Here is a 10,162-nt window from a genome sequence, read left to right as displayed (position 1 = left end):
GTTGAAAAACCCCACGCCACCCCCAATATGAGTTCCATCCGGGCATTTTCGCCCCGCTGCGTGGAGACTCTTCCCTTGACCACCATCGTTTCAGTCCGCCGTCACGGCAAAGTCGTCATGGGCGGCGACGGCCAGGTTTCACTGGGCAACACCGTGATGAAAGGCAACGCGAAGAAAGTCCGCCGCCTGTACCACGGCCAGGTCATCGCCGGTTTCGCCGGGGCAACCGCCGACGCCTTCACCCTGTTCGAGCGTTTCGAAGGCCAGCTTGAGAAACACCAGGGCCATTTGGTTCGTGCCGCCGTCGAACTGGCGAAGGAATGGCGTACCGACCGCTCCCTGAGCCGCCTCGAAGCCATGCTCGCAGTCGCCAACAAGGACGCCTCGCTGATCATCACCGGCAACGGTGACGTCGTTGAGCCCGAAGACGGCCTGATCGCCATGGGCTCCGGTGGCGCCTACGCCCAGGCCGCCGCCAGCGCCCTGCTGAAGAAAACCGATCTGTCGGCCCGCGAAATCGTCGAGACAGCCCTGGGCATTGCCGGCGACATCTGCGTCTTCACCAACCACACCCAGACCATTGAGGAGCAGGACCTCGCGGAGTAAGCCCGTCCAGGCCCAGACTCCCGCTTGAGGACCGCCAAATACTATGTCCATGACTCCCCGCGAAATCGTCCACGAACTCAATCGCCATATCATCGGCCAGGACGATGCCAAGCGCGCCGTCGCCATTGCCCTGCGTAACCGCTGGCGCCGGATGCAGTTGCCTGAAGAACTGCGCGTCGAAGTGACGCCCAAGAACATCCTGATGATCGGCCCGACCGGTGTCGGCAAGACCGAGATTGCCCGTCGCCTGGCCAAGCTCGCCAACGCGCCGTTCATCAAGGTCGAAGCCACCAAGTTCACCGAAGTCGGCTATGTGGGCCGCGACGTCGAGTCGATCATTCGTGATCTCGCCGACGCCGCCATCAAGCTGCTGCGCGAACAGGAAATCACCAAGGTTCGCCATCGCGCCGAAGACGCCGCCGAGGAACGCATCCTCGATGCGCTCCTGCCGCCAGCGCGCATGGGTTTCAACGCGGACTCCGCCGCGACCCAGGATTCCAACACCCGCCAACTGTTCCGCAAGCGCCTGCGTGAAGGTCAGTTGGACGACAAGGAAATCGAGATCGAAGTGGCCGAGATGGCTGGCGTCGACATTTCCGCGCCGCCGGGCATGGAAGAAATGACCAACCAGTTGCAGAGCCTGTTCGCCAACATGGGCAAGGGCAAGAAGAAAAACCGCAAGCTCAAGGTCAAGGAAGCCCTGAAGCTGGTGCGCGATGAAGAGGCGAGTCGCCTGGTCAACGAAGAAGAGTTGAAGGCCAAGGCGCTGGAGGCGGTCGAGCAACATGGCATCGTGTTCATCGACGAGATCGACAAGGTTGCCAAGCGCGGCAATGTCGGCGGCGCCGATGTGTCCCGCGAAGGCGTGCAACGCGACCTGCTGCCACTGATCGAAGGCTGCACCGTCAACACCAAGCTGGGCATGGTCAAGACCGACCATATCCTGTTCATCGCTTCCGGCGCGTTCCACCTGAGCAAGCCAAGCGACTTGGTGCCGGAGCTGCAAGGCCGCCTGCCGATCCGTGTCGAGCTCAAGGCGCTGTCGCCGGAAGATTTCGAACGCATCCTGAGCGAGCCCCATGCGTCGCTGACCGAGCAATACTGCGCGCTGCTCAAGACCGAAGGCCTGAACATCGAGTTCACGCCCGAAGGCATCAAGCGCCTGGCGCAGATTGCCTGGCAGGTCAACGAGAAGACCGAGAACATCGGTGCCCGTCGCCTGCACACGCTGCTTGAGCGTTTGCTGGAGGAGGTCTCGTTCAGCGCCGGCGACCTGGCCAGCGCCCACGACGAAGCGCCGATCCGCATCGACGCCGAGTACGTCAACAGCCACCTGGGCGAACTGGCGGAGAACGAAGACCTGTCGCGGTATATCCTGTAAACGACACCCAGTGTGAGCGAGCTCTTGTGGCGAGGGGATTTATCCCCGCTGGGCTGCGAAGCAGCCCTAAAGCCTGCCACCGTGGTGTATTAAGTTGATGTGATCAGCTTTTCAGGGGGCTGCTATGCAGCCCAACGGGGATAAATCCCCTCGCCACGGGCCTCACGAGACTGACGATCCCATGACCAAATTCCCCACCGCCATCAATCTGCACAAAGCCTCCAAGACCCTGACGCTCAAATACGCGCCAGACGAGGAGTACCACCTGCCTGCGGAATTCCTGCGGGTACACTCGCCCTCCGCCGAGGTCCAGGGCCACGGCAAGCCCATCCTGCAATACGGCAAGCTCGGCGTCGGCCTGACCAAGGTTGAACCCGCCGGCCAGTACGCACTGAAATTGACCTTCGACGACAGCCATGACAGCGGATTGTTCACCTGGGACTACCTGTACCAGTTGGCGGTACGCCAGGAAGACCTGTGGAACGATTATCTCGCCGAACTCAAGGCCGCCGGAAAAACCCGTGACCCGAACGAGTCCGTCGTCAAGCTGATGCTCTAGCTCAAGGGCTGGCGCTTTAGGGCGAATTTTCTAGACTCATCTGCTTGAATGCCCGCGCAGCAACGTCAATGACTGGCCTGCTTGCGAAAAAAATTAAACTCGGGTAACCAATGGAGCTGGCAAGTTCCCTGCAAAGGAACCGGCGAGTTCCTGGCACACGTTTCCTCATTGCCCTCGATGCGGAATTTATGGTCACCCGAGCAGCGTACCTGGTATTGCCTTGCGGCTTCACGGCACGGTCCCGGTACTCGTCTGAAGGACAATGGAGCGTCGTAGATGAGCAACAAGAACAACGATGAGTTGAAGTACCAAGCCTCGGAAAACACCCTCGGCTTGAATCCCGTCGTCGGCTTGCGCAGGAAAGACCTGCTGGCCTCTGCCCGGATGGTGCTGACCCAGACCATCAAACAACCGCTGCACAGCGTCAAGCACGTGGCGCACTTCGGCGCCGAACTCAGGAAAGTCCTGTTCGGCAAATCGGAGTTGCAGCCTTCCAGCGATGATCGACGCTTTGCCGATCCGGCCTGGAGCCAGAACCCGCTCTATCGACGTTATCTGCAAACCTACCTGGCGTGGCGCAAGGAGCTGCACGACTGGATCGACGACAGCAGCCTCTCGCCCCAGGACATCAGTCGTGGGCATTTCGTGATCAACCTGATGACCGAAGCCATGGCGCCGACCAACTCGGCGGCCAACCCGGCGGCGGTCAAGCGCTTCTTCGAAACCGGTGGCAAAAGCCTGCTCGATGGCCTGTCCCACCTGGCCAAGGACCTGGTGCACAACGGCGGGATGCCGAGCCAAGTGGACATGGGCGCATTCGAAGTCGGCAAGAGCCTGGGCGTGACGGAAGGCGCCGTGGTCTTTCGCAACGATGTGCTGGAATTGATCCAGTACCGCCCCATCACCGAACAAGTGCATGAGCGACCGCTGCTGGTGGTCCCGCCACAGATCAACAAGTTCTACGTATTCGACCTGAGCCCGGACAAGAGCCTGGCGCGCTTCTGCCTGCGCAGCAATGTGCAGACGTTCATCGTCAGTTGGCGCAACCCCACCAAGGCGCAACGCGAATGGGGCCTGTCGACCTATATCGACGCGCTCAAGGAAGCGGTGGACGTGGTCACGGCCATCACCGGCAGCAAGGACGTCAATATGTTGGGCGCCTGCTCGGGTGGCATTACCTGCACCGCGCTGCTCGGCCATTACGCCGCGCTGGGCGAGAAGAAGGTCAATGCCCTGACGTTGCTGGTGAGCGTGCTGGACACCACCCTGGACACCGACGTGGCCCTGTTCGTCGATGAACAGACCCTGGAAGCGGCCAAGCGCCATTCCTACCAGGCCGGCGTGCTGGAAGGCCGCGACATGGCCAAGGTCTTCGCCTGGATGCGTCCCAATGACCTGATCTGGAATTACTGGGTCAACAATTACCTGCTGGGCAACGAACCACCGGTATTCGACATCCTGTTCTGGAACAACGACACGACGCGGCTGCCGGCGGCGTTCCATGGCGACCTCATCGAGATGTTCAAGAACAACCCGCTGACCCGCCCCAATGCACTGGAAGTGTGCGGCACGCCGATCGATCTCAAGCAGGTCACTGCCGACATCTTTTCCCTGGCCGGCACCAACGACCACATCACGCCGTGGAAATCCTGCTACAAGTCGGCGCAGTTGTTTGGCGGCAAGGTGGAGTTCGTGCTGTCGAGCAGCGGGCACATCCAGAGCATCCTCAACCCGCCAGGCAACCCCAAGTCGCGCTACATGACCAGCGAGGACATGCCGGCCAAGGCCGAGGACTGGATGGAGAACTCCACCAAGCACACCGACTCCTGGTGGCTGCACTGGCAGGCTTGGCAGGCCGAGCGCTCGGGCAAGCTGAAAAAGGCACCGACTGTGCTGGGCAACAAGACCTACGTGGCCGGTGAAGCGGCGCCGGGTACGTATGTGCATGAGCGGTGACTGATACAACTGGTCTGGTATTGGGAAGGGATGCTCACGAAAGCGCCCAGGCAGCCGACATCAACAGTGGATGCAAGGCCGTCTTCGCGAGCAAGCCCGCTCCCACAGGGACCCGCATTTCAACGTGGGAGCGGGCTTGCTCGCGAAGGCTGCGACTCGGTCTCACAGACCGAACACTGGTAACCCGAGACATGACCCACAGGGCTTGAAGCATGCCGCAACCGTACATCTTCCGTACCGTCGACCTGGATGGCCAGACCTTGCGCACCGCGGTACGTCCCGGCAAGCCTCACTTGACGCCGCTGCTGATCTTCAATGGCATCGGCGCCAACCTGGAACTGGTATTTCCCTTCATCGAAGCCCTGGATCCGGACCTGGAAGTGATTGCCTTCGACGTGCCCGGGGTCGGTGGTTCGTCGACACCGAACCGGCCCTATCGCTTTCCTGGCCTGGCCAAGCTCACCGCGCGGATGCTTGATTACCTGGACTATGGCCAGGTGAATGTGATCGGCGTGTCCTGGGGCGGCGCCTTGGCACAGCAGTTTGCCCATGACTATCCGGAGCGCTGCAAGAAGCTGGTATTGGCGGCGACCGCCGCCGGTGCGGTGATGGTGCCGGGCAAGCCGAAGGTGCTGTGGATGATGGCCAGTCCACGGCGCTACGTGCAGCCGTCACATGTGATGCGTATCGCCCCGCTGATCTATGGCGGCTCGTTCCGCCGCGATCCAAGCCTGGCGGCCCGCCATGCCGCCAAGGTGCGTTCGGCGGGCAAGCTCGGTTATTACTGGCAACTCTTCGCGGGACTAGGCTGGACCAGCATCCATTGGCTGCACAAGATCCACCAGCCGACCCTGATCCTGGCCGGTGACGACGACCCGCTGATCCCCTTGATCAACATGCGCATGCTGGCGTGGCGCATCCCCAATTCGCAACTGCATATCATCGATGACGGCCATCTGTTCCTGATTACGCGGGCCGAGGCCGTGGCACCGATCATCATGAAATTTCTGGAGGAAGAACGTCAGCGCGCGGTCATGCATCCGCATCCCGCGCCGCTGGGTGGCGGCTGACACCCTCATTAGCGCCTGGCAGGACGCCGGATCACGCAACTACCCGAAACAGCGACTATGTTGTCTGGTTCGGTGTGTTTGTTTTTAGCTTGATGACGAAGGAGTTGACTCATGCGCGACAGACCGGCGAAGGGTTCCATGCCCGCCCCTGCCAGTTTCATCAATGCTCAAAGCGCGGTCACCGGCTTGCGGGGCAGCGACCTGCTTTCGACCCTGCGCAACGTTGCCGCCCATGGCTTGCGCAACCCGGTGCACAGCGTGCGGCACGCGTTGCGCCTGGGCAGTCAACTGGGCCGAGTGTTGCTGGGCGAAACCCTGCACCCCACCAACCCCGACGACAAGCGCTTCGCCGATCCCACGTGGCAGCTCAACCCGTTCTATCGTCGTAGCTTGCAGGCGTACCTGAGCTGGCAAAAACAGGTCAAGAGCTGGATCGACGAAAGTGACATGAGCCCGGACGATCGTGCCCGCGCGCATTTCACTTTTTCCTTGCTCAACGACGCCGTATCGCCTTCCAACACTTTGCTCAACCCCCTGGCGATCAAGGAGCTGTTCAACTCTGGCGGCACCAGCCTGATCCGCGGACTCAGCCACTTGGTGGACGACCTGTTGCACAACGACGGCCTGCCCCGGCAGGTCACGCCCCAGGCCTTCGAAGTCGGCAAGAACCTCGCAACCACCCCCGGCGCGGTGGTGTTTCGCAATGAGTTGCTGGAGCTGATCCAGTACAAGCCAATGAGCGAAAAGCAGTACGCAAGGCCGCTGCTGATCGTGCCGCCGCAGATCAACAAGTTCTATATTTTCGACCTCAGCCCGTCCAACAGCTTCGTCCAATACGCGCTGAAAAATGGTTTGCAAGTGTTCATCATCAGTTGGCGCAACCCCGATGTGCGCCATCGCGAATGGGGCCTGTCCAGCTATGTCGAAGCAACGGAAGAAGCCATGAACGTCTGCCGGGCAATCACCGGCGCGCGTGAAGTCAACCTGATGGGCGCCTGCGCCGGCGGCATGACCATCGCCGCGCTGCAAGGCCACCTGCAAGCCAAGCGTCAATTGCGCCGGGTCGCCAGCGCCACGTACCTGGTGAGCCTGCTGGACAGCGAAATCGAAAGCCCGGCCACGCTGTTCATCGACGAACAGACCCTCGAGGCCGCCAAGCGCCGCTCCTACCAGAAGGGCATTCTCGACGGCCGCGACATGGCTCGCGTATTCGCCTGGATGCGCCCCAACGACTTGATCTGGACCTACTTCGTCAACAATTACCTGCTGGGCAAGGAGCCGCCGGCGTTCGACATCCTCTACTGGAACAACGACTGCACCCGGCTTCCGGCGGCCTATCACGGCGACCTGCTGGACTTTTTCAAGCACAACCCGCTGACCCACGCGGGCGGCCTGGAGGTATGCGGCACGCCGATCGACCTGCAAAAAGTCACGGTGGACAGCTTCAGCGTGGCCGGCATCAACGATCACATCACGCCCTGGGACGCGGTCTATCGTTCGACGCTGCTGCTGGGAGGTGATCGACGCTTCGTCTTGTCCAACAGCGGCCATGTCCAGAGCATCCTCAATCCGCCAGGCAACCCCAAGGCCAACTACATCGAGAATCCGAAGCTGAGCGGCGACCCACGGGCCTGGTATTACGACGCCAAGCACATCGAGGGCAGTTGGTGGACCCAATGGCTGGGCTGGATCCAGGAGCGCTCCGGTGCCCAGCACGAAACCCGGATGGCCCTGGGTAACGCCAACTACCCGCCCCTGGAAGCGGCGCCTGGAAACTACGTGCGAGTCCGCTGAACACCTCATCCCACGGCCACGCTGTTGGCCGTGGAACAACTCCATCACCAAGAAGACCGGATGAAAACCCGCGACCGTATCCTCGAATGTGCCCTGCAGTTGTTCAACGAAAAGGGCGAACCGAACGTTTCCACCCTGGAAGTCGCCAATGAAATGGGGATCAGCCCCGGCAACCTCTACTACCACTTCCACGGCAAGGAGCCGCTGATCCTCGGGTTGTTCGAGCGATTCCAGGCCGAGCTGACGCCATTGCTGGACCCACCCGCCGATGCGCAATTGGCGCCGGAGGACTATTGGTTGTTCCTGCACTTGATCGTCGAACGTCTGGCCCAATACCGGTTCTTGTTCCAGGATCTGTCGAACCTGGCCGGGCGCCTGCCGAAACTGGCCAAGGGTATCCGACAGTTGCTCAACGCCCTGAAGCGGACCCTGGCCTCATTGCTGGCGCAGCTCAAGGCCCAAGGGTTATTGGTCAGCGACACCCAGGCGTTGGGGCAACTGGTGGAGCAGATCACCATGACCCTGTTGTTCTCGCTGGATTATCAAAGAATCCTGGATCGCGAAGGCGACGTTCGCCTGGTGGTCTACCAGATCATGATGCTGGTGGCGCCGCACCTGCCGCCAGCGATCAAGGTCGCGACCGAGCAGATGGCGTTGCGGTATCTGGAAGAGCACGAATAACGAACTGCAGTGGCAGACCCCATTGTGGGAGCGAGCTTGCTCGCGATGACTGCGGCACATTCAACGACAATGTATCCTGATACACCGCCATCGCGAGCAAGCTCGCTCCCACAAGTTGAACCTGCAGTGCATCCAAATGCACACGCATAAAAAAGCCCGGCCTCAACAGGCCGGGCGTTTTTTAGTCCTGGAGATCAGGACTGGGTGGGTGGCGTCGATGGGGTCGGCGCAGGTGTTGGCGTGGCAACCGGGGCCGGAGCCGAGGCGGAGTTCGCCGCGCTCACCGGAGGTGTTGCCGGTTTGGTGGTGGCGGTTGGCGCCTTGGGTGCGGCTGCTTTGGGTGCGGCCGGTTTTTTCACGGCAGGCTTTTTCGCTGCGGCAGGTTTTGCGGCGGGTTTGGCTGCTGCTTTCGCCGCTGGTTTGGCCGGCGCTTTTGCCGCTGGCTTGGCTGCCGGCTTGGCGGTGGCAGGTTTGGCGGCCGCGGTTTTGGCCGCAGGCTTAGCGGCGGGTTTGGCTGCTGCCTTGGCCGCTACTGGTTTGGCCGCTGCCTTCGCTGCCGGTTTCGCCGCTGCGGTTTTGGCCGCGGGCTTGGCGGCGGCTTTCGCTGCCGGTTTGGCCGCGGCCTTGACCAGTGGCTTGGCTGCCGTCTTCGCCGCAGGCTTGGCCGCCGCCGTCTTGGTGGCTGTAGCCTTGGTCGCGACTGGCGTGACTTTCGCGCCGGTGAGTTTTTCGATCTGCTTGGTCAGGGTGTCGACCTTGTTGTGCAGTTCCTTGACTTCATTGCGGCTCGGCACGCCCAGGCGGGAAATCGCGCTGTTCAGGCGCTTGTCGAAAGCCCCCTCCAGCTCGTCCCACTTGCCCATCGCCCGATCCTTCACGCCGCCGATTCTCGACTTGGCGGACTCGGCAGAGACCGCAGCCGCATCGACTTGCTTGCCGATCGCCGTCTTGGTGAGTTTTTCGGCTTTCTCGCCGTCCTTAACCAGAGACTCGAAGAGTTTGCTGCCGTCAGTGTCGATCTTCGAGTACACGCCTAAACCAGCAAGCCAGATTTTGCGGGAGTACTTTTCAATCTTCCCGGCCCACGAGCTGCCTTCTTTTTCGGTGATTTTTTTGCCAGCCATCCCGTTCTCCTTAATGTTTACGCGCGACACGTTCGAGCAATGCCGTCAGCTCATCGAGCTTAGCAGAGAGTGCCTCAACGTCATGTTTAGACGGAATGCCGATACGATTCAAGGCACTTGCAACACGCGCGTCGAATACCTTCTCGACTTTATCGAGTTGTACTTCAACCCGAGCCTTGAACGTATTCACGTCGGTCTTGGCTTCGATCAGCTCGCTGTTAGCCGCTTCAAGTTTTCCGGCAATCTTCTTTTTGCCTTTGGTTTCAATAACTTCGCCAGCTTTTACCAACTCCTGGAAGTACTCGCTGCCTTCCTGGCCGACCTTCGTGTAGGCGCCCAGGCCCGCCAGCCAGATCTTGCGCGCATACGTTTTCACGTCGCTCAGCGTGGAAGATTCAACGTCGGTTTTTTTCTTCAGGATAACTTTGGCCATGGTGCACCTCACTCGAAAAAAGGTTTGAGGAACTGCCCGCACGCGGTCGGGCTCAGGCACAAAGTAGTGACAATAATTAGAAAGGGCACCCTAACAACCGACACATATTCCGAAGGCGACGACTGCCATTGTGGGAGCGAGCTTGCTCGCGATGGCGGAGTGTCAGCCAACCTTGATGTGACTGAAACAATGCAATCGCGAGCAAGCTCGCTCCCACAGGGGTGAGTGATGAACTTTAATTTTGCAATCGCACTCTTCCAATCAATCAAGCCAACGCCTTATCCAGCGCCTTTTCGATTTCACCTTTGATCGTGCCGCTCATGGCCGACATCAACATGCCCAACTCCACATCGACGCGAATCGAATCCTCGCCCACATGCACTTCGCCCTTGACCCCGGAACGCTTGAGCTTGAGCGTGTCGCCTTCCCAAGTAGGCTCCAGGCCATAGCTGCTGGACAATTTTGCGGCCAACTTGTCAGCCTTTTCACGGGCCGCTTCCTTGCCCAGGCCATGGGCACGTTCAACAGTAATACGGGCCATCTGATAACTCCTGCTTG

Annotated in this window: 10 protein-coding genes; 7 read left to right on the top strand and 3 right to left on the bottom strand. The window is 60.5% G+C overall.

The genetic code is table 11. The features are described from left to right. Nucleotides 1-75 precede the first annotated feature (75 nt). The 7 genes from hslV (at nucleotide 76) to Q7C33_RS23030 (ending at nucleotide 8,047) form a co-directional block, all read left to right on the top strand. Nucleotides 76-606 (top strand): ATP-dependent protease subunit HslV, encoded by a 531-nt coding sequence (gene hslV, locus Q7C33_RS23060; RefSeq protein ID WP_003186641.1) that lies wholly within the window; start codon nucleotides 76-78, stop codon nucleotides 604-606. 43 nt (nucleotides 607-649) lie between these two features. Continuing rightward, complete coding sequence (gene hslU / locus Q7C33_RS23055) at nucleotides 650-1,987, top strand: ATP-dependent protease ATPase subunit HslU (RefSeq protein ID WP_030140999.1); 1,338 nt, start codon at nucleotides 650-652, stop codon at nucleotides 1,985-1,987. Between the two features lie 181 nt (nucleotides 1,988-2,168). Further along, a complete protein-coding gene (locus Q7C33_RS23050) occupies nucleotides 2,169-2,546 on the top strand; it encodes a gamma-butyrobetaine hydroxylase-like domain-containing protein (protein ID WP_407684221.1) in 378 nt (125 codons plus the stop codon). A gap of 276 nt (nucleotides 2,547-2,822) precedes the next feature. Beyond that, nucleotides 2,823-4,502 (top strand): class II poly(R)-hydroxyalkanoic acid synthase, encoded by a 1,680-nt coding sequence (gene phaC, locus Q7C33_RS23045; protein ID WP_217861068.1) that lies wholly within the window; start codon nucleotides 2,823-2,825, stop codon nucleotides 4,500-4,502. Nucleotides 4,503-4,714: 212 nt separating this feature from the next. Further along, the gene (gene phaZ / locus Q7C33_RS23040) at nucleotides 4,715-5,572 is read left to right on the top strand and encodes a poly(3-hydroxyalkanoate) depolymerase (RefSeq protein WP_030141002.1); all 858 of its coding nucleotides are present in this window, start codon (nucleotides 4,715-4,717) and stop codon (nucleotides 5,570-5,572) included. A gap of 111 nt (nucleotides 5,573-5,683) precedes the next feature. Beyond that, entirely contained in the window at nucleotides 5,684-7,366 is a 1,683-nt protein-coding gene (phaC, locus tag Q7C33_RS23035; RefSeq protein ID WP_249876471.1) for a class II poly(R)-hydroxyalkanoic acid synthase, read from the top strand. Between the two features lie 60 nt (nucleotides 7,367-7,426). Next, entirely contained in the window at nucleotides 7,427-8,047 is a 621-nt protein-coding gene (locus Q7C33_RS23030; RefSeq protein ID WP_264429206.1) for a TetR/AcrR family transcriptional regulator, read from the top strand. Nucleotides 8,048-8,241: 194 nt separating this feature from the next. On the opposite strand, the gene Q7C33_RS23025 is transcribed toward Q7C33_RS23030, so the two are convergent. The 3 genes from Q7C33_RS23025 to Q7C33_RS23015 form a co-directional block, all read right to left on the bottom strand. Continuing rightward, complete coding sequence (locus Q7C33_RS23025) at nucleotides 8,242-9,171, bottom strand: phasin family protein (protein ID WP_198797402.1); 930 nt, start codon at nucleotides 9,169-9,171, stop codon at nucleotides 8,242-8,244. A 10-nt stretch (nucleotides 9,172-9,181) separates the two neighbouring features. Beyond that, nucleotides 9,182-9,604: a phasin family protein gene (locus Q7C33_RS23020; protein WP_198797401.1), complete on the bottom strand. Its 423-nt coding sequence runs from the start codon at nucleotides 9,602-9,604 to the stop codon at nucleotides 9,182-9,184. Nucleotides 9,605-9,869: 265 nt separating this feature from the next. Next, nucleotides 9,870-10,145 (bottom strand): polyhydroxyalkanoic acid system family protein, encoded by a 276-nt coding sequence (locus tag Q7C33_RS23015; RefSeq protein WP_030139120.1) that lies wholly within the window; start codon nucleotides 10,143-10,145, stop codon nucleotides 9,870-9,872. Nucleotides 10,146-10,162 lie beyond the last annotated feature (17 nt).

The organism is Pseudomonas sp. BP11-1-1 (assembly GCF_052112105.1).
In the GTDB taxonomy this organism is placed as follows: domain Bacteria; phylum Pseudomonadota; class Gammaproteobacteria; order Pseudomonadales; family Pseudomonadaceae; genus Aquipseudomonas; species Aquipseudomonas alvandae.
This window is presented reverse-complemented; position numbering and strand designations above follow the sequence as displayed.